Origin of the sequence: Maricaulis sp., from assembly GCF_017643475.1 — a bacterium.
Classification (GTDB): domain Bacteria; phylum Pseudomonadota; class Alphaproteobacteria; order Caulobacterales; family Maricaulaceae; genus Maricaulis.
The window spans coordinates 357,043-377,101 of the sequence record NZ_JAEPNI010000001.1; the positions used below are offsets into that span (position 1 = coordinate 357,043).

Annotated in this window: 19 protein-coding genes; 6 read left to right on the top strand and 13 right to left on the bottom strand. The window is 59.8% G+C overall.

The features are described 5' to 3' along the window. The first annotated feature begins 46 nt into the window (after positions 1 to 46). Positions 47 to 751, top strand: a complete 705-nt coding sequence (locus tag JJ889_RS01805; protein WP_291891050.1) for an NAD-dependent deacylase — start codon at positions 47 to 49, stop codon at positions 749 to 751. Between the two features lie 133 nt (positions 752 to 884). Here the strand turns inward: JJ889_RS01805 and JJ889_RS01810 are convergent, their stop codons facing one another. After that, positions 885 to 1,301 (bottom strand): metallopeptidase family protein, encoded by a 417-nt coding sequence (locus JJ889_RS01810; protein WP_291891051.1) that lies wholly within the window; start codon positions 1,299 to 1,301, stop codon positions 885 to 887. 78 nt (positions 1,302 to 1,379) lie between these two features. On the opposite strand from JJ889_RS01810, the gene JJ889_RS01815 reads away from it, so the two are divergent. Continuing rightward, positions 1,380 to 1,832: an MmcB family DNA repair protein gene (locus tag JJ889_RS01815; protein ID WP_291891052.1), complete on the top strand. Its 453-nt coding sequence runs from the start codon at positions 1,380 to 1,382 to the stop codon at positions 1,830 to 1,832. On the opposite strand, the gene JJ889_RS01820 is transcribed toward JJ889_RS01815, so the two are convergent. Beyond that, positions 1,829 to 2,512, bottom strand: a complete 684-nt coding sequence (locus tag JJ889_RS01820; RefSeq protein ID WP_291891053.1) for a DJ-1/PfpI family protein — start codon at positions 2,510 to 2,512, stop codon at positions 1,829 to 1,831. The genes JJ889_RS01815 and JJ889_RS01820 overlap by 4 nt on opposite strands. Beyond that, positions 2,509 to 3,498, bottom strand: coding sequence for a helix-turn-helix domain-containing protein (locus JJ889_RS01825; RefSeq protein ID WP_291891054.1), 990 nt, complete (start codon positions 3,496 to 3,498; stop codon positions 2,509 to 2,511). Before JJ889_RS01825 ends, JJ889_RS01820 begins: the two co-directional genes overlap by 4 nt. Before the next feature lie 412 nt (positions 3,499 to 3,910). On the opposite strand from JJ889_RS01825, the gene JJ889_RS01830 reads away from it, so the two are divergent. Next, positions 3,911 to 4,552, top strand: coding sequence for a TetR/AcrR family transcriptional regulator (locus tag JJ889_RS01830; RefSeq protein ID WP_291891055.1), 642 nt, complete (start codon positions 3,911 to 3,913; stop codon positions 4,550 to 4,552). A 6-nt stretch (positions 4,553 to 4,558) separates the two neighbouring features. Here the strand turns inward: JJ889_RS01830 and JJ889_RS01835 are convergent, their stop codons facing one another. The 10 genes from JJ889_RS01835 to JJ889_RS01880 all read right to left on the bottom strand — a co-directional run bounded on the left by JJ889_RS01835 (position 4,559) and on the right by JJ889_RS01880 (position 15,169). Next, entirely contained in the window at positions 4,559 to 5,701 is a 1,143-nt protein-coding gene (locus JJ889_RS01835; RefSeq protein WP_291891056.1) for an SO2930 family diheme c-type cytochrome, read from the bottom strand. Positions 5,702 to 5,710: 9 nt separating this feature from the next. After that, positions 5,711 to 6,943, bottom strand: a complete 1,233-nt coding sequence (locus JJ889_RS01840; protein WP_291891057.1) for a parallel beta-helix domain-containing protein — start codon at positions 6,941 to 6,943, stop codon at positions 5,711 to 5,713. Between the two features lie 163 nt (positions 6,944 to 7,106). Beyond that, entirely contained in the window at positions 7,107 to 8,285 is a 1,179-nt protein-coding gene (locus JJ889_RS01845; protein WP_291891058.1) for a hypothetical protein, read from the bottom strand. Positions 8,286 to 8,520: 235 nt separating this feature from the next. After that, entirely contained in the window at positions 8,521 to 9,078 is a 558-nt protein-coding gene (locus tag JJ889_RS01850) for a hypothetical protein (RefSeq protein ID WP_291891059.1), read from the bottom strand. After that, positions 9,068 to 10,351 (bottom strand): O-antigen ligase, encoded by a 1,284-nt coding sequence (locus tag JJ889_RS01855; RefSeq protein ID WP_291891060.1) that lies wholly within the window; start codon positions 10,349 to 10,351, stop codon positions 9,068 to 9,070. Before JJ889_RS01855 ends, JJ889_RS01850 begins: the two co-directional genes overlap by 11 nt. Positions 10,352 to 10,374: 23 nt before the next feature. Next, on the bottom strand, positions 10,375 to 10,932 hold the full coding sequence (locus JJ889_RS01860; RefSeq protein ID WP_291891061.1) for a polysaccharide biosynthesis/export family protein: 558 nt from the start codon (positions 10,930 to 10,932) through the stop codon (positions 10,375 to 10,377). Between the two features lie 42 nt (positions 10,933 to 10,974). After that, on the bottom strand, positions 10,975 to 12,189 hold the full coding sequence (locus tag JJ889_RS01865; RefSeq protein WP_291891062.1) for a hypothetical protein: 1,215 nt from the start codon (positions 12,187 to 12,189) through the stop codon (positions 10,975 to 10,977). Further along, on the bottom strand, positions 12,186 to 13,460 hold the full coding sequence (locus JJ889_RS01870) for a hypothetical protein (protein WP_291891063.1): 1,275 nt from the start codon (positions 13,458 to 13,460) through the stop codon (positions 12,186 to 12,188). The genes JJ889_RS01865 and JJ889_RS01870 overlap by 4 nt, the downstream gene beginning before the upstream one ends. Before the next feature lie 13 nt (positions 13,461 to 13,473). After that, positions 13,474 to 14,307 carry a WecB/TagA/CpsF family glycosyltransferase gene (locus tag JJ889_RS01875; RefSeq protein WP_291891064.1) on the bottom strand — a complete coding sequence of 278 codons (834 nt, stop codon included), beginning with the start codon at positions 14,305 to 14,307 and terminating at the stop codon, positions 13,474 to 13,476. A 118-nt stretch (positions 14,308 to 14,425) separates the two neighbouring features. Beyond that, positions 14,426 to 15,169 carry a metallophosphoesterase family protein gene (locus tag JJ889_RS01880; protein ID WP_291891065.1) on the bottom strand — a complete coding sequence of 248 codons (744 nt, stop codon included), beginning with the start codon at positions 15,167 to 15,169 and terminating at the stop codon, positions 14,426 to 14,428. 277 nt (positions 15,170 to 15,446) lie between these two features. Between JJ889_RS01880 and JJ889_RS01885 the strand changes: the two genes are divergently transcribed. The 3 genes from JJ889_RS01885 (at position 15,447) to JJ889_RS01895 (ending at position 20,030) form a co-directional block, all read left to right on the top strand. Next, the gene (locus tag JJ889_RS01885) at positions 15,447 to 16,391 is read left to right on the top strand and encodes a hypothetical protein (RefSeq protein WP_291891066.1); all 945 of its coding nucleotides are present in this window, start codon (positions 15,447 to 15,449) and stop codon (positions 16,389 to 16,391) included. Positions 16,392 to 16,439: 48 nt separating this feature from the next. Next, entirely contained in the window at positions 16,440 to 17,723 is a 1,284-nt protein-coding gene (locus tag JJ889_RS01890; protein WP_291891067.1) for an outer membrane beta-barrel protein, read from the top strand. Between the two features lie 75 nt (positions 17,724 to 17,798). Then, entirely contained in the window at positions 17,799 to 20,030 is a 2,232-nt protein-coding gene (locus JJ889_RS01895; protein WP_291891068.1) for a polysaccharide biosynthesis tyrosine autokinase, read from the top strand. Positions 20,031 to 20,059 lie beyond the last annotated feature (29 nt).

Genomic DNA, 20,059 nt, shown 5'->3' on the forward strand with positions numbered 1-20,059 from the left:
CCGAGCCGTCTTGACCTCTCTGCCAACGCAAGTCCCAACTGGCGGCATGACCCAATCTCTCTTCATACTGACCGGATCCGGCGTCTCTGCTGAATCCGGGCTGGGCACGTTTCGCGATACAGATGGCCTGTGGGCGAAGTTTGACTGGCGAGAACTGGCGACGCCGGAAGCCTTTGCCAGCAAGCCTGAGCAGGTGCATGCGTTTTACAATGCGCGCCGCGCGGGTCTGAAGAAGGCCAGTCCGAATGCGGCGCATCTTGCCCTGGCTGATCTGGAGAGAGCCTGGCTGGCGCGGGGTGGCGAGTTCTTGCTGGTGACCCAGAATGTGGATGACCTGCACGAACAGGCTGGGTCCGAACGTGTTGTGCACATGCATGGCGAGCTGAAAAAGATGCGTTGTGAGCTTTGCGGCGAGGTGCATGAAGCCTTCGACGAGATCACAATGGACCTGCCCTGTCTCAATTGTCGCGAGGCGGGCGGGCTGAGGCCTCATATTGTCTGGTTCGGCGAAATGCCGATGGAGATGGACCTGATCTACGACCAGCTTGAGGCATGTGACCTGTTTGTCGCGATCGGAACCTCGGGAACGGTCTATCCAGCCGCCGGATTCAGCCAGGTCGCGAAACAGGCCGGCGCGCGCTGCCTGGAGATCAATCTGGAGGAAACCGACACCTCTCCCCTGTTTGATGAGGCCCGGAAAGGTCTTTCTACACAGGCTGTTCCAGCCTGGGTGGCAGACATGGTGGGCTGAGTCCTTAATAGAGGGTTAATGTATTTCGCAGGATTTTCCCGAAAATCCTGGCAGGGGAGTCCGGATATGCGTGTGATTTCGCCAGGAAGGCGAATTCCCGTTCTCCCTGGAGGGGAATTGGGGTCTGGCCTCATCAACTCTCCGCACGGTTCTCGATCCGGTGCATGTCGTCGTCTGACAGACCGAAATGATGGCCGATCTCGTGAATGAGGACGTGCTGGATCAGATGATCCAGACGCTCGTCGCCGCGCTGTACCCACTCGGCAAGAATGGGCAGACGATAGAGGAAAATGCGATCGGGGAAGGGTTGCGCCCAGCTGATGGATTTCTGCCCCATATCAATGCCCTGGTAGAGGCCGGAGAGCTGATAGGGATCACTCATCCCGAAATGGTCGAGAACCTCCTGTTCGGCGAAATCGGAGATGAAGATCGTGATGTCGCTGGCGTTCAGCCTGAACACTTCGGGCAGTGAGTCATAGGCCCTTTGGGCCATGATCTCGAAATCGGCGGCGCTGATCGCGCGTGGGTCGGATACTTGGTGCGGGTACATGAGATTCACATAGGGATAGGGGCGCCGGGTTCCAAGAGTGAACTTGTTTTGCGAACAAAGGTAGAACATACTGGCGAGATGGATCTCAACGACGTCGCCTCCGCCTCCAATCCCGATATCGATGACGCCCAGGCCCTGGCACGTGGCGCGGCGCGCCTGTTCTGGCAGCTGGGCTATAGCGCCATTCCCGAATTCATCCTTCCGGACGGACGCCGGGCGGATCTCTTCTGCGTCGGCCGCAAGGGCGAAATCGCCATCCTGGAAATCAAGTCCGGCGTTGCCGACTTTCGTGCCGACAACAAGTGGACGGATTATTCCGAGTATTGCGACAGCTTCTATTTCGCCGTTTCGCAGCGCTTCCCGCACGACCTCATCCCGCCACAATGCGGGCTGGTGATCGCGGACGGTTTTGGCGGCGCGATTGTGCGGGAAAGCCCGCTCGACAAACTCGCCGCCGCCCGGCGCAAGGCCATCACGCTTCGATTTGCGCGTGCAGCCGCTGATCGCGTGATGCGGTCCGGAGAGGACTAGGCCTCCGCCATTGCCTCGTTAAGCGCCGTGTCGAAATCGGCCAGGCGCGGTTCGAAACGCTGGTTCAGCAGTTTCACGATGGCAGGTGGCGCCTTGTGCGGCGAACCGGCATCAACGGGCGGGTGAGGATCATATTCCAGTCCGAGCTGGATGGCCTGGGCCATGCTCTCCCCCGCAATTTCGCGCACAATCGTCAGTGCGAAATCAATGCCGGCGGTTACGCCGCCACCCGTGAAGAGATTGCCATCACGGACCACACGTCCCTCTGTCGGTGTCGCCCCGACCCGGGCCAGCTCGTCATGATAGCTCCAGTGTGTGGTCGCTCGCTTGCCCTGCAAGAGACCGGCGGCGCCCAGGACAAAAGCTCCGGTACAGACCGAGGTGACATATTGGGCCTGGACGGCCTGGCGGCGCACGAAATCGATCAATTCGCGGTCGCGCATGGCATCATCAATCCCGAACCCGCCGGGAATGCAGATCAGATCGAGCCCCGGACAGTCGTCTATGCTGGTGGATGGCATGATGAAGGGGCCGCAGTCGGTCTGGACCGGCTGCATGGTCTTGGCGACCAGATGCACCTCGGCACCGGGCAACCGGTGCAGCACCTGCAGCGGGCCGGTGAAGTCCAGCTGGGTGAGGTTGTCAAACAGGACAAAGCCGATGCGGAAGGGAGAGGTCATGGCGCGACTCCGGAATAGGGGGAACGAAAACGTTCGCGGAAACGAACAGGACTGACGCCGAGCTGGCGTGCAAAGGCGCGATCGAGGCGTTGGCAGGAACCGAAACCGGCCTCATTCGCGATCAGGGTGACAGACTGGTCGGTTTCAACCAGGGCGCGGCGCGCGGTGTCGATCCGCAGGCGTTCGACCAGTGCCGCGGGACTGATGTTCAGTTCTTCTCGGCACAGGCGCGAGAGGGTGCGCCTCGATATGCCGGCAGTCTCGCTCATGGTGTCGACAGACCAGGCTAGCGACGGTGCCCGGCGAATGGCCTCGCAGAGCTTGCCCAGGCGCGTGCCCGGGCGCATTTGCAGATCAAGCTCGGTGGAGAATTGCGATTGCCCGCCCGAACGCATGCGCGGAACGACCAGGTGCCGGGCGATGGTCAGGGCAATGTCCCGGCCGTGATCCAGTTCCACCAGCGCCAGGGCGAGGTCGATACCCGCCGTGACACCGGCAGACGTCCAGATCTTGCCGCTCTGGATATAGATTGCGTCAGTATCGACAGCGATGTCCGGATGCCGGTTGGCGAGTTTCTGACTGTCCCACCAGTGTGTCGTCACCCGATGCCCGGCCAGAATATCTGCTGCGGCAAGGATGAAGGCGCCGGTGCACACAGAACCAACCCGGCTTGCCTGCGACAGGGATGATTTCACGCGGGCGGTGAGCTGAACATCTTCCAGAGCCAGGTCGATTTCAGGCACCTCGCCTCCGATGGCCAGCAAGGTGTGACCTTCGGGCAGGGCGCAGGAATAGTCACCATCGGCTTCGACGGCGAGACCGGCGGAACTGGTCACTGGGCCGACCTTGCCGGAAAGAATACGCAACGCATAGGCGTCCCGGCCAAGGGCGCGGTTGGCGCCTGCAAACACGCTCACCGGTCCGGCAAGGTCCAGGAGCTGGAAGCCGGGGTAGATCAGAAAGGCAATGGTTTGCGAGCTCGACATGTTGGCAGGTTATCGTGCCGGCGATTTGGCCGAAAGTGCCAGTGACGGTCAATTTGGGCCAACAGGAATGCCTGGGCGCTGCCCCGAAAAAGTGAAGGGCGGCCTGCGTTCGGACCGCCCCTCTCTTGGTCTGTCTGCTTCGTTTCGGGTCGTTCAGACCCGCAGCCCCGGCCTTGTCTCCCCGTCGGGAGAGAGCCGTGATGCTCAAATCCTTGCTGTTGAACGCCTAATGAGATGTTAACGGGGTCGGGTTTGCCCGGTGAAGGGATCGCTACCCGGCATAAGCGGACCCTTTCCACTCATCGTGGCGGGCCAGTTGGTGCAGGACGATCTCGCGATACGGAGAAACTGTGTCACACTTGCCTCGCAGCTGCCGTGCCGACAGATTGCGGGTGATGGAACGAGGTAGAGCGTGAACGAGCGTGCTCCGATAGAGGGTGTAAACCTGCAACGGCGGGTGGCGCCCCAACAGAAACGGTCCCAGCAGCGGATCCGCGAAATCGTCGAGGCAACCAAACGCCTGCTTGAACGCGGCGAAGGGGAGTCGATCACGACCAGCGTTGTCGCGGCTGAAGCCGGCGTGCCTGTCAGTTCCGTCTATCGCTACTTTCCCAATATCTACTCGATCCACCAGACCCTGCTGGAGGAGTACAAGTCCGCGACCGATGACATCATCGGCGAGCGCCTGAATGATCCGGAAGAGACGGAATGGCAGGTCAGCCTGACCGGTATGATTTCGGGGTTGCGAACGCTGGTTGATGAAAACCCGTCCTATGGCGCGGTTTTGCGCCTCACCCTGACAACACACGAGCTGCGCTCGGTGCGGGAGGAATGGAATCTGCGTCTTGCAGACCAGCTCGCCAGCCGTTGGCGTGATGGTGCTGACGGGTTCTCCGGCGGAGATCCGGACCTGGTCGCCCGCATGACTGTCGAGATTTATTCGGCCGCAGAAATCCTGATGTTTGAAAATCGGGAAAACGAGAAGAAGGCAGAAGCCATCTTCAACGAGGCGCTCATCGCGCTCCGGCGTTATCTCGGCAATTACCTGGAATAGTTCAGGTCAGATCTCGCAGGATCCGGTCATCTCCGTGATCCAGCGCTCGACGAGTTCGAGCCCCTCTGCGTGCACGGTTGAGCGGCCGAGTTCCGGCATCATTTCATCCGGTTCCACATTGTCGATACGATAGACCAGGATGGAGTTTTCCGGCTCTCCGGGAACGATGTCATAGGGGCGATTGCCTGTGCCGCTACCCGCCGCGATAGGCAGTTTGCAGACCCCCAGATTCGGGCCGAAAGGTGTATCCGGTTCTAGGAACAGACCGGAGGTATCGGCTGGACCAACCTCGCTGTGGCAATGCGAACAGTTCACGTCGAGATAGGAGCGGGCCAGCTCATCGAGGCTGGCATGCTCATCTCCCCAGGCTGCATTTCGGGGCACCTGGGCCAAATCTGGAAGGCCTTCCAGGAAACCGACGGTTTCAAGCCGTTCCAGCTGGTTTTGTGGAATGTTCGTATAGGCAAAATCCCGATTGATATGCCGCGGTTTCGGGCCGATGGGCGAGATCGCCCGCGAATTGGAATCTGGTGCATGACAGCCGGCACACTGATTGGTGTTGGGCATCACATAGTTGAAGGCTTCCTCGCCGCCGTCCTCGGCCACCAGAGTCATCGGAATCACTGCACCTACACGATGCAGGCGCGCTTCGGTCTGGTCCTCGTTCCAGCGGTAGGGCAAGGCGACCCAACCGTTCTCGCGGTGCACCAGAATGCGGGTCTCAACCAGGCGAACCTGGTCCATAGCCATGCGCCCATCCTGGAAGTCAGCGCTGGTATCCTCGGTACGAGCAACACGTTCGCCCAGCTCCCCATCTATGCGAGGATAGTAAAAGGTCTTGGTGATCACCGTTCCAACCGGAAAATCCAGTGTATCGCCCTCGCGATAATGGGCCGTGGTTCCATCGGGCATCCAGATCGTGCGCAGCTTGTGTGCATAGTCGGTGAAGAGGGCGGTATTCATGTCATAGGCGACGACATTTCCACCCAGAACCAGATCGCCACCGGACAGACCGACTTGCCCCCAATCCGACAATAGCGGCGGATTGCCCTCTGCAATATAGCGCGCTTCCGGTTGGCCAGTGCCGCCACAGGCGGCGAGTGCCAGCGCCAGCGAAGACACGGCAAGGGATCGAGGGAGGGTCGTCATGTCGCGGTCCTAGTCGAGCCAGTTGAGGTGACTGGCGGGCAGTGGATCCAGCGTGCAGCGATAATTCTCGGTGTCGACGACCGGGGACCCGAACCCGTTCGGGGCATCCGCGTTGAGGACATCAACCTCGTCGCTGACACAGATACGAAGCTCCGCCGGCATTTCGCCGTTCACGAACTTTCCTTCATCGATATAACCGTCGAACAGCACGTCTGGTAGCCGTCCGGTCAGTCCGAACATCATGACTTTCAGCGCGTTGAGGTCCAGACCGTCAGGGGAGTTGCCGCCACCGGAATAGGTGTTGTCATGGATCCAGATCCCCTCCGGGTAAGCGTCGAAATCCGACTGCACCGCACTGTCTGCATAGCCGGTCGTGTGCAGGCTGGAGATGATGATATTGGCCGTGTTGTTGTCGGCGATGCGATTGTTAAAAATCTCGACCTGGTCGTTGGAGTTGATGACGATACCCGAACCGGCCGGAATACTGGCGACCGGCGTGCCGGCATGCCCGAAATTCTCGGTATTGTTCTCGAAGACGTCATTGTCGTAGACACGCGTCTGGTAGCCCGGTTGGGGCAGGTTGGGCATGTTGAAGACCAGGATGCCGCCCGTATTGTTCGTCGCGACATTGCCATAGACGTCCGCGCCGATGCAGTTCTCGATCTCGATCCCGGCGACATTGTATTCCGCACGGCTGTTGCGCACGGTCACATTGCGCGACTGGCCGACATAGATGCCGGCATCAGACGCACCGATGGCGACCGTGTCCTCGACCAGGACGTTCTCGGACTGAACGGGATAGATGCCATAGGCGCCATTATCGGTGGAATATCCATTTGTCCATTCAACCCGAACGCCTCGGATGACAACATTGGTGCCGCCATTGACCTTCAGGGCGTCGCCTGATGTGTCCTCAATCGCCAGGTTTTCCAGGGTGAAATCATTGGCCGTGACCAGCAGACCTTCGGCACCCGCGACCTGCCCCTGGAAGTTGAGGATGGTTTCGTCCATGCCAGCGCCGCGAATGGTGACGCCGTCAACGGTGAGCATGAGAGAGGAGGTGAAGTGATAGACACCTGCCGGAATCTCGATCACATCGCCTGGCTGTGCGTCGATCAGCTGTTCCAGCAGCGTATCCTGGTAGCTGGCGTCAGCCTGGGAAACATCGCGGCCCTCCTGGCCGGAATTGCCACAGGCAACCAGCGCCAGTGCCATCGCACTCGTCATTAGAAGTCGTTTCATGTCTGCTTGCCTCCCTCGCCGGCAGAACCTGATCATCTCCCATAGGTTCACACAGAGCGAGGGCGGGCACAATCGAAAAAACAGAACAACATTCTGTTTTTGATGGGGTAAAAATCTCATTCCAAGCAGTGACTTGCGAATGAGCCAATCTATTCTGTGGTGTTTATCCGGTAAAGCCTGGCGCGGTAGGTGCACACAGGACCAGCTGGACCAGCTCCGCCTGGGATCGCACTTCGGTCTTCTGGAAGACGGCACGGAGCTGTGTTCGCAGGGTCTCGACACTACGCTTGGTTTTCTGGGCAACGGTTGCCAGGCTATCACCTGCAGCAATGCGCGATGCCAGCATTTCTTCCTGGGGCGACAGGCCATAGGTCGCTGCGATCTGACGTGAACGAACCGTGGTGATCGGGTCACGGTCCGAGAGGCAGATCACGATCGCGGGGCGCTGGGACGACCAGGCTCTGGCACTTTCCTCGCCCTGGTTTGCCGGACGCGATATTGAGACACTCCACGGCTTCTCATTATCCAGCCCGTAGAGCTTGAGCAGACGCGGTTCGGAGTCTTCCTGTGAGGAGAGCAAGTTCTGCAAAGCGGTCTGGACGGTCTGGTTCTCAGAACTGTCGCATCCATAAAGCCGGTGATCGCGGACGGCGAGAACGCTGTCCAGGTCGATAAGGCGCCGACCTGTTGCATTGGTGTTGATGACCCGGCCAGTCCTGTCCAGAGCAATCAGGCCAAAGGGAAGATGGTCCAGCAAAGAGCCACTGAACAGGAGTTGGCTCTGGATGGCGCAGACGGTTGAATGGGCGACCGCAGCCTGTTCCAGCGCTAGGTGCAGGCGCCGCATCATTTCCGCGGCCGCAATCCGTCCATCTTCGTCCAGATTGCCTACATCCACACCCAGTGCACCCTGGACGCCGCCCATGTCGAGCAAGGCCACGATCGAGCGGCTAACTGGAAATCCGCCGAAGGTTTCGCCTGATGCAAGCAGCGCCCGGACCGAGAGCTTGGCATTGTCCTCAATGAGGCTAACCGGAGTTTTCGGATATTGGGCGTGAACGCCTTTCCAGCCGGCCGTCTTGGGCGTGGTGGCCTTGGTGAAGGTCGACGGGCTGACGGCATTGGTGCGTTGCCAGTCATATTGTTCAAGGTATTCCGAGTTGGCATCGCCCAGGAACAGGCGCAGGCGCAGAGGCCCCTTCATCAGTGCGGAGAGATCGCGCAATGCAATCCGCCAACCACCTTCTTGCAGGGCAGCGGACGCAAGACTGCTGAGCGCTTTGGAAAACAGAGCGCCGTCACCATCAAAATCAGGCGACACGGAACCTCTTCGGTCCAACATGACCGATTACTCCCCCCTCGCACAAAAATATCCAAGCGACGGCGATTACCGTCCGTGCTTACCCCGTGAATTATTGTGCGCAGTGACCAAACTTGAACCAATCATGAGACTGCTAACAGTTTTCGCAACTGGATGCCTTAGAATACAAAAAAATTGTCCAGAGACTACCCCAAATAGGTTAGTCGGGTCGCTTTTCAGGCGAATCCTCATCCGAACGGGTCAGGAAAATAGTCTCTTAGCTTCCTGATTGCATGGCAGAAAGCACGCTTGGGGAGTGATCTTCCAGCCAGCCCACAGGTTGTTGTGCGGCTTCCAGAGCCGCCTGCGCGCGAACGCTGACCGGCAGTTCTGGCCAGGTTGCCTCGACCAGGGTCAGGCGCCAGCGGCGAAACTGCCACTGGCCAATCGGCATGCGCTGATAGGAGCGACCTAGAGCGGTGGATACAGATATCGGGCTGTCTCCAGCGACCAGGCGGGCATAGGCCAGGCGGGCCCAGTTTTCACCATCCCTGTCTTCAAGCCGGAGTGAGCGTTCAAGAGCGAGCACGGCAAATTCCGGATCGTATCCATCTACGCGCAGGGCGCGTTCGCCCACGGCGGCATACCAGCTCGCCGAAGCGCCCTCTGGTAGTCCTCCGGCCATGCGGACTCTGAAGGCGGTGTCCGACATCTCTGCCATCGACGCGCCATCGGCCCGTTCAATGGCGGCGAGACCCGACCAGGCGGCAAAGCCTAACAGGCCAAGCGCGAGACCAGCGCGGGTCACAAGGTTCAGCAGGCGCTCAGTTTTCATGGCTTGCCCCCTTCACCGAAAGTCCGGCGGCAAGTCCGATGATCCAGGCGAACCACCAGGCGACCATCGGGATTTCCAGCGCGTAATCCACCATCCCGTGAGCGCCAACCAGCATTACGATGCACAGTGTCGCGCGCAGATAGGTGGTGCGGCGCCTGCGTCGGAATAGTCCCATGAAAATGCTCAGCAGGATCGGCAGCAGGATGAAGGCCAGCAGGGCCGTGCCGACGATGCCAGCCTGGATCAGCCATTGCAGATAGACATTGTGTGCCGCGCCCTGAGTCTGCAACAGGTCGGCGTTCTCCGGGGTGACGATCAGATCATTGACCCACGCAAAACTGCCCAGGCCGTGACCAAAGACTGGTTCCAGATCAACGGCGCTGGAATAGGCCTGCAGCAACACAATCCTGGTGTCGTCCTCGCCTGCGCTGGCGAGGCGGTCCTGCAGCAAATCACCTGAGGCGAGGAACAGCGCGCCAGCGACCAGGATCAGGATACCGCCAAAACTGCTGACTTTGGCAAGCGACAAGCTCAGACGACCCCGCAGCAGGCGCGACAATACCTCCCATAACACCAGAAACAGCAAGGCCGTGCTTGTGGCCACGAGCCCGGCGCGTGATGCCGATAGGATAACATTGGAGAAGGCAAAGAGCAGGAAAGTGGTCGGGAAAAGTCCGCGAACGACAATGCGCTCCACTGTCTTGAGCGGATGCGCGGCGGGTGCTGAAAGGATGCGGCTGAGCTCTGCGGCGCTCATGACGGCAATGATGCCGTAGAATGTTGCCGCAGTGTTCGCCGACAGGAAGGGCGCTGCCAGGCGTTCGGAATGGTAGGGGCGTGGCCGCCCGAAGCTGAACTCGGGGTCCAGTGCGAAATCCAGGAAGGCCGCTACGGCCAGGGCGCCGCCGGCCCACAGGCTCCACTGCCAGAGGCGCTCGACCAACCGCCCGTTATGCCCGGCAAGATAGCCGACCAGGCAGATCGCACCGCACGCGCCCAGCGCTGCGTATTCATGCATGCCGGAGGACAGCCAGCCCTGGTAGCGCGCGAAGCCGATGAAGGCGACATAGAAGAACGCTCCGACCAGCGGCAGCTGGATGGGGCGCTGCGGTGAGAATATCACGGCCAGGGCTGCGAGGAGAAAGGCAATTCCGGACAGGGCCAGTGTGGCGGCCGGTGTGTCACCGCCATAGAGCGGAATTGACGCCAGCGGCACCACCAGGGGTGATGCCCAGACAAGACTGGCTGCCAATGTTGGTGCGCGACGCGACATTCGAGCTCCCCCAGCCCGTTCGCCTAGAAGAAACGTTCTGCGATCCGGATTGTGTCACCAGGCTGTACGCGGGTGGACGCGGAAAGGCGGATCTGCTGAAAATCCTCTTCTCCGGCACGCTTGATGTAAACGGTGTTCTGGCGCGCGCGATAGGTGAAGCCACCTGCTGTGGCAACCGCGTTCAGGACCGTCAGGCCGTCCGTATAGGGGTATTCACCGGCGGTCTGGACTTCGCCGAGAATGTAGTAGGGCCGGTAGTTCAGCACCGCAACATTGACGCGCGGATGATTGAGATATCCGTCCAGAAAAGCTGTTTCGACCGCCTGCTCGAATTCGGGAACCGTCAGGCCCCCCGCCTGGACCTGGCCGATCAGAGGCAGGGAAACCGAACCGGTGCCGTCAACCTGGAACTGGCCGGAAAGCGAGGGCTCGTCATAGACGGTCACGCTGATCTGGTCGCCGGAGCCGAGGACATAGACCGGCTGACCCGCTTGTGCCTGGGCCTGGGCAGTCGGAGAAAACAGCGCGAGGCCGACACTGGTCAGCGAAACAATCAGGAACAATACAAATGCGCGAGCCATTTTCCCCTCCCAGACAATGGAGTTAGCTTGTAATTGAGATTATCAGCCAGCCGCCTGAACCGGCAATGAATTTGTCGATGTCGCGGGTTCAGCTGATCGGGCCGATCTGGCTTCCAGCGCAATGACCTGCATCCAGGCGAGCATCATGGCGCCGCCGAAGATGATGTTGAACGAGTTCAGGACCGGATTGAAGGCTGCAAAGACAATGAAACAACAGGACATGGCGGCATAGGTCTTGCGGCCGATGGCGCTGAGGCCTCGCGGCGCCAGGGCGATGGAGCCGATCCAGGCTGTTGCCAGTAAGATGCCTGGCAGGCCCAGACGAACGGCCATGTCATAGATGGCACTGTGGGAACTCAGATACAGCCGGGAATCGCCGCCTTCCGATACGACGCGCCAATCGCCCACGCCGAGTGCGTAAAACTGGTTGCGGATGTATTCCGTGCCAAAGCCGACACCGAGCCCGTTCGACTGGACCATGGCGTCGACCGCATCGCGCCACATGATCGCTCGTACAGCCGCATTACGGTCGATTTCCCAAAGGTTCGAAGCATAGATGGGTGCCAGGATGAGCATGAGGCCAATGACCGACCCCACGCCGATGACCACCCAGTTTTCCCGTGGTGCCAGGCGCAGCGCCAGCAGCGCCAGGGCGAGGATCTGGTGGGACGAAGAGGCCGCCATCAACAGGTAGATCATGATAAGCGCCAGATCGATCCAGATCGCGCGACGCTCCCTGAACAGGAAGATGATCAGCGTCATCATTGTCGCCATCGACTGGTTCTTGACGTCATACATCAGCCAGTAGAAATCCTCGTCGGTCAGGAAAAGCATCGCCTGTTCGTAGAGGTAGAAGAATATGGTGAGGGCCAGCGCGCGCTTGACGATGAAGTCACGGTACCGCGTGAACAGGCCTACAAACACGGTCGTCGCCAGCGCCAGTGACGGAATGGCCAGCCAGTGACGCAGCGCAGCCTCGGTCTCGAAATAGCGTGTCCAGGCTTCCGGCATCAAACCCATCAGGGACAGGGCCAGGATAAAGAGGCTGTAGCCTACCAGGACAACATAAATCCAGTTCACGAAAACCCGACGCATCAGCACGGTTCCGGCAACGCACAGGCCCAGCACAGCCAGCAGTGGCAAGGACCCTAACGGGCGGAAGGCGTCGAAGCTTTTGGCGTAGAAAAACACCGGGATCGCCAGCAGGGCGACCAGGCTGATCAGGCGAGGTGTATAGCGCAGGGGGAGACCGGTCATGCCGGTGGCTCCTTGCGCATGAGGGCCTTGCGATATCCCGGATAGAGAACAGCGAGGTGGATCAGAGGCACGGCTGCCAATCCAAATACCGCACCGGCCAGCCCGAAATTGAGCAAGAGCGGATAGGCGACGACCGCAAGGATGCCGACGGCCGCGACATAACCTGCGAAAATAGCCTGTGTTTTCCCGAGAATTCGCAACCCGAAGCGGTAGATCAGATTGATGAAGTAGAAGACATAGATCAGACCGTACCAGCGCAGAATGTCCGCGTGAGCGGTGAAATCCTCGCCAAACACCATGCCCAGCCAGAAGGCCGGGGCGACAAAGAAAATCAGGGCAACACCCAGCACGGCTCCGGTGCCATAAAGCAGATAGGACGTCAGCATTTTGTCCAGGCCGACGCTGCCATCGGTCTGCAGCGCCCGGCTGCCGCGAGATGGCAGGAAATTATCAAGTGCAAAAAACGGAATGTGCAGGATACCGAGCAGGGACTGCGTGGCCTTCAGGGCGCCTGCATAGGCTGGCCCCAGCAAGGCGCCGGACAAAAGCGTGAAAATGTTGAGCGCTATCCACTGAAGGATGGCGGTGCCGGCCATCCACTTTCCGAACTCCCAGTGCAAGTCATTGATGGCATTGAACTCGGCTCCAGGCGCCTGGATTTTCGGCAGGGAAAAGAGCGCCGCCAGGCAGCTGAGGCCGGCTGTAAGTGCCGTGATCCACAACACTGTTGTGACAGAGAGGGTTTCCGCTGAGAAGGCCAGCAGAACAAGCAGAAACAGAGGTTGGCCGAGATAGCGCACGCTATCAATCAGGGTCGCGACAAACGGCTTGTCGACGGTGAAGTAGAGGCGCCGGAAAAAATCCTGCCACTGGGTCGTTGCAATGCAGGCAGACAGTGCGGCGGCCATGCCGATATTGGGGATTTCCTGCATGGCCATGGTCGCAACCATGGTGACGAAGGTCAGCAATGTAGAAGCGCCCGAAAACACCAGCTGGCGTATCATGACGGCTCCGAGCAGGGTCGGGCGGTCTTCTTCATTGGCTTGGGCGCCATAGGTGAGCAGGGGTGTGTTGATGATTGCGTGCTGGATATTCTGGATGAAGACCGCGATCAGCCAGATCAGGGCAAACATGCCAAAACCTTCCAGGCCGAGCGCGCGGGCAATCAATACACCGGTGAGGAAATTCGAGCCGGATACGAGCGCCTGGTCCATCAGCGACCAGTTGACGTCTCTGTATTCCCGGGCCAGGGCCCACAATCGTGTCAGCACAGTGAGCGACTCCTTAAGGAGCGGTCGTTCTGCGTCGTCGCCAGAGCCGCGCAGCCAGAAGGGTTTCAAGTCCGGCCAACATGACGAATCTCGGAGCAAGGATCAAATAGCGTCGCCACAAGCGTTTCGGTTCGGAGTAGAGGCGGTGTGCCCATTCCAGCATGGATTTCTGCATCCAGCGTGGTGCGCGCTCGACTTCACCGGAGTGAAAGTCAAAGGCGGCGCCCACGCCGATCAGCGTGCAGGGCAGGCGATCGCGATTGCGCGCCATCCAGAATTCCTGCTTCGGGGAGGACAGTCCGACCCAGACAATGTCGGCCCCGGATTCCACGATGCGCTCGATGGTCTCGCTTTCCTCCTGCGGCGTTGGCCGGCGGAAGGGCGGGCATTCCGTGCCGACGATCTGCACACCGGGGTATCTCTCCTCCATGCGCACTTTGAGTTGATCCGCCACACCGTCCTTGCCGCCGTAGAAATAGTGTTTCAGCCCGTTTGCCTGGGCGCGTGACATCATCAGCTCGAACAGGTCGGGGCCACAGGTGCGGCTGACATCATAGCCACGAAGCCAGCCAACGAGTGCCAGGGGTGATCCATCTGGCGTTACCATAGAGGCCTGAGTGTGAAGGGCCTTGAACTCGGGATCATCCTGGGCGTGGACCAGGCTGGGCGTATCGCGAATGCAGACAAAGCGTCCCAGCTTGTCCTCAGACCAGGTTTCCAATTGGTCCGCCGCGCGATCAAGTGAGGTCGCGCTTATGGCTATGCCCAGAATTTTGAAGGCGTTACCGGTCGCGACCTGGCTTTCGCCATCCTGATTGCGTCCGTCTTCGAGATAGATATCAGCCACGCTAAACCGCCCGGGTCCTGTGAGTTAACAGTCCGTAAAAGGTCTAGCAGCGAGCTTGAATGCGGTATTAACCCAATTGGGTGATTTCGGGGCAGGTATGGCGAAAGCGTGGCAGGGTCTAGCTCTGGATCAACCTGGCACCGCGTTTGTCCAGACGGACTGCGGTCAGCGTGTTCGTGATATAGGCGCCGGTATCTATGCCCAGCCTGTATCTTTTACGGGTCGGCTTCTTGTCAGCTGAATGGCCGTGAATGACGAAACGCTCGAAGCGACCATTGAAGCTGAGAAACGGTTCCCGGATCCACATCATGGTCTTGCTGGACTGTTCCCCAAGGGGTGTTTCCGGATCAATACCTGCGTGCACAAACAGATAGGGCTCGCGGTCAGCCATCACCGGAAGACTTTCCAGGAAGGCGAGGTGATGGGCTGGCATGTTCTCACGTAATTGCGCCTGGCACGGCGCCCAGTCGTCCGGATTTGTGCGCCGTTTTGGAAGCGAGACTCCATAGGACGCAAGCGTCTCCACGCCGCCATGTTTGCCCCACTCGGGACCGATTTGGTGATCGTTGAGGAATGTCAGGAGGGTCTGCTCGTGATTGCCGCGAAGACAAGTGAGGCGAATGCTGGCGTCAGGTGCGCCAGCACTCAATGATTCCAGTACACCCCGGGAGTAGGGTCCACGATCGACATAATCCCCCAACAGGATGATTTCAGCCTCGGAATCGCCCTTGTCCTTGCGGATTTTTGTCAGGAGCCGGGTGAGCAGATCGTGGCGCCCGTGGATATCGCCGATTGCGTAGATCAGCCGGTCACAGCGCGGCATGTTCCGGGCTTTGCCTTGCAGGCCTCCTAAACCGAACATCGCGCTCTCCCCTCACGTGTATGCGCGCATCGTGGCCCGTTTTCCCAACCTGACGCAAGTATGAACGCCGCTGCCGAAAACACGTCTCATTCCGGTCGAAATCCGATCTCGTTTCGAAGTTAACGTCTCTTAACCCATTTGGGTGAGGTGAGATGAACGGCCAGTTGATACCTTTTCTTAACTTTTTCGGGACGCGCACACGAGCGGGGGCTTTGGGGTGTGTGCACCGACGGCAGTCGGCTGCAGTCGGCTGGTTCTCTGCAAACGGGGGGTAAGCATGCGCAATTATTCGCATAACACTCGTCATGAGCTGCTTCGTTATCGCAAGGCATTGACGGTTTCCGCGGCAGCCATGGGCGCCGCCTGCCTGTTTGGTGCTCCGGCCTCTGCCGGCGGTGTCGCGACCGTCGACTGGCTGGCGGATCGTATCAAGACCGTGCTCGAGCAATTGCCGTTGGATTCCGCTGAGTGCGAGATCGAGGCGGCCGTCCAGCGTGTGCTGATCGAGGCCGATGTCGATGGCGAGACCGAGTCCCGCGCCCTTGCCCAGGTTCAGGCCGATGGCGTCTGTGACATGGATGAAGAGTGCGGCATGGTCTTTTATGACGCTCTGACCAATGTCGATCTGCTCCAGCCCGATGATATTGATGGTTATGAGTTCGACAGCGATGTTATCACCAGCTGCGAGGCGCCGGACCCGTGTGCATGGGCGCCTGATTACGTGCCGGAGCCCGAGCCTCAGCCGGAACCAGTGCCAGCGCCCGAGCTGACACCAGAGCCAGCCCCTGAGCCGGAACTTGAGCCGGAACCCGAACCTGGGCCCGAACCGGAAGTCGTCTTTATACCCGAGCCCGAACCCGAGCCCGAACCCGTACTGGTGACCGAGTTGCGCGATGTCGTCGACTCGCTGGCCAGAGATGCAACCCAGTGTGAGTATGAGGCCGCCTTGCGGACGGCCCTGCGTACTTCGGGCGCGTCTGCGCCGGAAGAGCGCCATGCGCTGACTGTCGTGCAGGCAACTGCCGCGCCTGTCGTAGCCATTCGCAATGCCCTGACCTATGTCCGCATCCACCAACCGCGCGGCAATGATGGTTATTCATCGGAGACCGGTCTGGGAGATGACGAGATCAATCTGTGTCGTCGTTGGTCGGATCACGAGTGGGGCGGTCGGCGCCCTCGTCCACCGGTCCCGCCGCCAGGCGGCGGGAACTCGGACTATTGATATGCTAAAAGCGTATTCGGTGCTCAGGAAACAACCAGGGGGAGAACCATGAAGTACGGATTTTTCGCAGTCGCGTTGCCCAGCGCTTTGGCAGGCCTTGTGCTGCCCGAAACAGCCTTTGCCCATGACCCGACCGAGGAAGGAAACTTCTTCCGTGCGCGCAATGCCAGTGTCATGGGGCGTTCACGCCCCGATTTTAAATCCGAGGGCGTCCAGTACGGCGCCTGGATCTTTGATCCCGAGCTGACGCTGGGCGTTGATTTCAACGACAACATCTTCGCGGCTTCGACCGGCGAGGAATCCGATACGATCTGGATTATAAATCCGACGATTGATGTCGAGACCACCTGGTCACGTCATGGGCTGCGCGGCTGGGCCCATGGGCTCAAGCGCGAATTCAATGATTTCTCCGACGAGAGCAGCTGGACGACCGATATCGGTCTGGCAGGACATGTCGATCTGACGCGCAGCGTCCTGTTCGAGGCCGGGTATGGCGCTGCCGAGCTGGTTGAGCCCCGCACGGCGGCCGGCGCTGCGTCCATCGCGGCAAAGCCGGTTGAATACAACACCACCAACTGGTGGGTTGGTGGCCAGGCTGATTTCGGCCGGACGCGGGTCATCCTGCGGCGCGACCAGTCGAACTTCAACTTCGATGATGCCGCGCTGATCGGCGGTGGTTTCGCCGACCAGGATTTCCGTGATCGCGACGAGACAATCTACACGATCCGCGGCGATTACGCGGTGTCGCCCTTTACCTCCGTTTTCGCGCGTTACCGCAAGAATGAGCGCGATTACGATCTCGCGCCACCAGCGGTCGCGAGCAATCGTGACTCCGACGGTTACATGATCGATGTCGGTGCCGATTTTGATATTGGCGGTGTGGCGCGTGGTGTTATCGGCGTTGGTTTCAACGAGCAGACTTATGACGATCCCGCTCAGGGCAAGCTCGACGGGTGGGGTCTGGATGGCTTGGTTGAATGGTATCCGACCGAGTTGACGACGGTAACAGTTCGCGGCTCGCGTCACATCGAGGACGCGCCTTTCGAGGCAAGTGGTGGTTTCACCTCGGAAACCTATGCGGCGCGTGTGGACCATGAATTGCTGCGCAATCTGGTCCTGTCCGCAGAGGTTGAGCGGTCCGAACATGATTTCCTGGGCATCGACCGTGTCGATGAGCGCTGGTCGGCTTCGGCCGGCGCGACCTGGTATGTCAATCGCAATTTGGGTGTCGAGGCATCCTTCACACGGATTGACCAGGAGTCCTCTGGCGCGTTCCCGGGGCAGGATTTCGAACAGAACGTAATTGGGTTGAGGGTGGTGCTGAGACCGTAGTTCATCCTGGCGTCATGCCCGGTGTGTTCATCTAGGTGAACATGAAACGGTCACAGCGAGTATTTGAGCAGTGTTATGGACAGGATGTACGCAGCAGCGGATGCACAAAACGAAGATCTGATTGATTTTCTGGGCATCATCAACATCGTCAAGAGACGCCTCTGGACCCTTGTGGGGGTGGCTGTGCTCGTCCTGGCCGCGACGGTGGTCTTCACCGCTCGCTCAACGCCGCTTTATACTGCAACCGCCCAGGTCGCCCTGGATGTCCAGCAGGCGCAGGTCGTCGATTTCGACGCGGTGCTTGCTGGAAGTCCTCCTGATTCCGCTACGGTTGACACCGAGGTTGAAGTCCTGCGCAGCCGCTCCCTGGCTGGCGCGATCGTTGATCGCATGGGCTTGATGGGTGTCAGCGAGTTCAATCCGCAGTTGCGCGATCCGGGCATGATGGACCAGCTGCGGAGCTCGGTTGTTCGTCTCGCCAACGCCATGATGCCGACCCAGGCTATCGGCGCAGCATCAACGGCGACGGTTGATCCGGAAATTGCTCGCGACCGCGTGGTCAGCGAGCTCCTGTCCAGCCTGCATGTCGAGCGCAGCGGTGTCTCCTATCTGATCGATGTCAGTGTGACGTCCGCCAATCCGCGCCTTGCCCGGGAAATCGCCAACATCTATGTCGACCAGTATCTGGTCGCCCAGCTTGAAGAGAAATTTGCCGCAACGCAGCGTGCCAATGAGTGGCTAAACGGTCGTGTCGAGACGCTGCGCGATGATGTGCGGCAAAAAGAGGCAGCCGTTGCGAGCTTCCGTGAGGAAGCGGGCCTGCTGGATGCTGGCGGTGCGACGCTGACCGAGCAACAAATCTCAGACGTCAACGCCCAGCTGGTTATGCAGCGTGCCGCCCTGGCAGAAGCCCAGGCGCGCCTGGGCACGGTCCAGCGAGAGGTTGACCGAGGAGCCAGTGCGGAAACCATTTCCGAGGCGCTGCAGTCGGAAGTCATCCGTGATCTGCGCAGCGCCCATGCAGACGCGATCCGTCGTCGTGGTGATCTGAGTACGCGTTATGGTCCGCGTCACCCGCAAATGCAGACGATCAACCAGGAGATCGAGGACCTCTCCAGCCAGATTTCCCTCGAGGTCGATCGCATCGTTGCCAGCCTCTCCAACGAGGTGGCTGTGGCGCGTGGCCGGGTGAATTCCCTGGAAGGAAGCCTGGCTCGCCTGCGTGACGAGCTGGGAGACAATTACGCGTCTGTTGTTCGCCTGCAGGAGCTGGAGCGCGAGGCTGACGCCAGCCGCACGCTCTTCCAGTCCATCCTGGCGCGTTTCCAGCAAACCTCCGAACAGGAATCCCTGGCCCAGTCCGATGCACGTGTGATTTCGCAGGCCGAATTGCCGACGGCGCCGAGCTCACCGAACCTGAAGCTGAACCTGGCTCTCGGCGCGGCCATGGGGCTGGCTGCTGGTCTGGCCGTGATTTTCCTGATCGAGATGCTGACCAATGTCCTGTTCCTGGATCGGGATGTCGAGAACAAGCTGGGTCTGCCACATATCGCGTCTGTTCCGATGCTGCGCTTCAACTTGCTGTCGCCGCTGACGGTGGGTGCGCGTACGCCGGGTCAATACCTGGTCAAGAAGCCGCTTTCCGGTTTCGCCGAAAGCATTCGCTCGATCCGGTCGACGATTTCCCTGTCGGATGAACCGGGCAAGAACAAGGTCGTTGCCATTACGTCGGCAGTTCCGGGGGAAGGCAAGACGACGAGCTCTGTGTGTCTGGGCCGGATCTCCGCCATGGCGGGTAGCAAGACGCTGGTCATCGATTGCGATATTCGTCGTCGTCGCTTGTCTCATGCCCTGGCCGGGCGCGCCGGCAATGGCTGGCTGGACAGTCTTATGGGGGCGGGCGATTTCAAGACGGCTGTGCACAAGGATAACAAAACCGATCTGGATATCCTGCCGGCTGGCAAGTCGCGCACGACGACCAAGGACGTTTTCGGAACCAAGGCCTTTGCCGAACTGATCGCCTGGGCCAAGCAGGAATATGATCTGGTTGTACTCGATTGCCCACCGGTCCTGGCCGTGGCCGAGACCATGATTATCTCCAGCCGTGCTGATGCCGTCATCGTCAACGCCCTTTGGGGCGAGACCCGCGCGCCGGTCGTCAAGAACGCCATTGCAACGCTTGGCAAGGCTCGCGCCAACATCATTGGTGTCGTGCTGACGGGGGTGAACTTGAAGAAGCAGTCGCGTTACGGCGATGCGAGTTACGGGGCCTATTACCAGGCCTATCGGAAATACTACGCGGAGTAGCCGACTGCGTAACAGGCGTGGTGGCTGAA

Coding starts and splice junctions, on each gene's coding strand:
- JJ889_RS01805 (WP_291891050.1), top strand. CDS start 47: ATGACCCAATCTCTCTTCATACTGACCGGATCCGGCGTCTCTGCTGAA.
- JJ889_RS01810 (WP_291891051.1), bottom strand. CDS start 1,301: ATGTACCCGCACCAAGTATCCGACCCACGCGCGATCAGCGCCGCCGAT.
- JJ889_RS01815 (WP_291891052.1), top strand. CDS start 1,380: ATGGATCTCAACGACGTCGCCTCCGCCTCCAATCCCGATATCGATGAC.
- JJ889_RS01820 (WP_291891053.1), bottom strand. CDS start 2,512: ATGACCTCTCCCTTCCGCATCGGCTTTGTCCTGTTTGACAACCTCACC.
- JJ889_RS01825 (WP_291891054.1), bottom strand. CDS start 3,498: ATGTCGAGCTCGCAAACCATTGCCTTTCTGATCTACCCCGGCTTCCAG.
- JJ889_RS01835 (WP_291891056.1), bottom strand. CDS start 5,701: ATGACGACCCTCCCTCGATCCCTTGCCGTGTCTTCGCTGGCGCTGGCA.
- JJ889_RS01840 (WP_291891057.1), bottom strand. CDS start 6,943: ATGAAACGACTTCTAATGACGAGTGCGATGGCACTGGCGCTGGTTGCC.
- JJ889_RS01845 (WP_291891058.1), bottom strand. CDS start 8,285: ATGTTGGACCGAAGAGGTTCCGTGTCGCCTGATTTTGATGGTGACGGC.
- JJ889_RS01850 (WP_291891059.1), bottom strand. CDS start 9,078: ATGAAAACTGAGCGCCTGCTGAACCTTGTGACCCGCGCTGGTCTCGCG.
- JJ889_RS01855 (WP_291891060.1), bottom strand. CDS start 10,351: ATGTCGCGTCGCGCACCAACATTGGCAGCCAGTCTTGTCTGGGCATCA.
- JJ889_RS01860 (WP_291891061.1), bottom strand. CDS start 10,932: ATGGCTCGCGCATTTGTATTGTTCCTGATTGTTTCGCTGACCAGTGTC.
- JJ889_RS01865 (WP_291891062.1), bottom strand. CDS start 12,189: ATGACCGGTCTCCCCCTGCGCTATACACCTCGCCTGATCAGCCTGGTC.
- JJ889_RS01880 (WP_291891065.1), bottom strand. CDS start 15,169: ATGTTCGGTTTAGGAGGCCTGCAAGGCAAAGCCCGGAACATGCCGCGC.
- JJ889_RS01885 (WP_291891066.1), top strand. CDS start 15,447: ATGCGCAATTATTCGCATAACACTCGTCATGAGCTGCTTCGTTATCGC.
- JJ889_RS01890 (WP_291891067.1), top strand. CDS start 16,440: ATGAAGTACGGATTTTTCGCAGTCGCGTTGCCCAGCGCTTTGGCAGGC.
- JJ889_RS01895 (WP_291891068.1), top strand. CDS start 17,799: ATGGACAGGATGTACGCAGCAGCGGATGCACAAAACGAAGATCTGATT.